2 protein-coding genes are annotated in these 1499 nt (G+C 68.6%); both read left to right on the top strand.

Features of this window, described 5'->3' with window-relative positions; genetic code table 11:
- A partial coding sequence (locus ACT53N_RS18875) for a cytochrome ubiquinol oxidase subunit I (protein WP_476065305.1) occupies positions 1–347 on the top strand: 347 nt, incomplete at its 5' end.
- Positions 348–360: 13 nt separating this feature from the next.
- Positions 361–1499, top strand: a 1139-nt coding sequence (gene cydB / locus ACT53N_RS18870; RefSeq protein ID WP_476065307.1) for a cytochrome d ubiquinol oxidase subunit II, incomplete at its 3' end; no start/stop codon positions are given.

The raw sequence follows: 1499 nt of genomic DNA, 5'->3' as shown, positions 1-1499 counted from the left end.
CTACGGCCTTCCTGCTGGTCACGCTGCGCAAGCACGAGACCAAGTGGTTCCTGGTCCTGGCGGTGGCGGCCATCCCGCTGCCGTGGATCTCAGCCGAGATGGGCTGGGTGCTGGCCGAGGTCGGCCGTCAGCCCTGGGCCGTGGAGGGCGTTCTGCCCACCTTCCTGGGCGCGTCCAGTCTCACGGTCCCGCAAATGCTGACCAGCATCGCGATCTTCACCCTGCTGTACGGCTCGCTCGCCGTGGTCGAGGTCGGTCTGATCCTCAAGACCATCAAGCGCGGGCCCTACGCCCTGCACGATCCCGCCCCCGACGGTTCGCCCGAACCCGAAGCCGCCGTCGCCTGAAGGAGGCATGACAATGGAAATCCCCGTCGATTTCGCCACGCTTCGCGTGATCTGGTGGGCCCTGGTCGGGATCCTCCTGATCGGGTTCGCCCTGACCGATGGCTTTGACATGGGCGTCGGCGCCCTGCTGCCCTTCGTCGCCAAGACCGATCAGGAACGCCGGATGGTGATCAACACCGTCGGCGCCACCTGGGAAGGCAACCAGGTGTGGTTCATCCTGGGCGGGGGCGCGATCTTCGCGGCCTGGCCGTTCGTCTACGCCATCAGCTTCTCGGGCTTCTACCTGGCCATGTTCGTGGTGCTGACCGCCATGATCCTGCGGCCCGTCGGCTTCAAGTATCGCTCCAAGCGGCCCGACCCCCGCTGGCGGGCGTTCTGGGACTGGGCGCTGTTCGTCGGCGGCTTTGTCCCGGTGCTGTGCTTTGGCGTGGCCTTGGGCAACGTGCTGCAAGGCGCGCCCTTCCGGCTCGACGGCGATCTGCGCGCCTTCTACGACGGCACGTTCCTGGGCCTGTTCTCGCCCTTCGCTCTGCTCTGCGGCCTGTTGTCCGTGTCGATGCTGGTGCTGCACGGCGCGGCCTGGATCACCGTCAAGGGCGAGGAGGGCCCCGTGGCCGAACGCGCCCGCCGCATCGGCGAGCTCGCGGGCCTGGCCAGCATCGTTCTCTTCGCGGCCGGCGGCTTCTGGGTCGCCTTCAGCGGCATGGGCTTCCGGATCGAGGGCCTGGCGGACGCCGCAGGCCCCTCCAACCCGCTGCGCGGCGCAGCCGCGGTGCGTGACCCGGGCGCCTGGCTCGACAACTACGGCCGCCACGGCTGGATGATCATCGCTCCGGTCCTGGGTTTCGCCGGGGTCGCCCTGGCCCTGCTGGGTCTGCGCCGGAAGAGCGCCTGGATGGGCTTCGCCGGGTCCTCGGCCTCGGCCACGGGCATCATCGCCACCGTGGGCCTGTCGATGTTCCCGTTCATCCTGCCCAGCAGCGTCGACCCCCGCTCGAGCCTGACGGTGTGGAACGCCTCGTCCAGCCACATGACCCTGTTCATCATGCTGGTGGTGACGATCGTCTTCCTGCCGATCGTGCTGGCCTACACCGCCTGGGTCTACAAGGTCCTCTGGGGCCGCAGCACCACGGCCGCCCTGGCCGTCAATCC

This window comes from Caulobacter sp. DMC95 (assembly GCF_056313785.1).
This window is presented reverse-complemented; position numbering and strand designations above follow the sequence as displayed.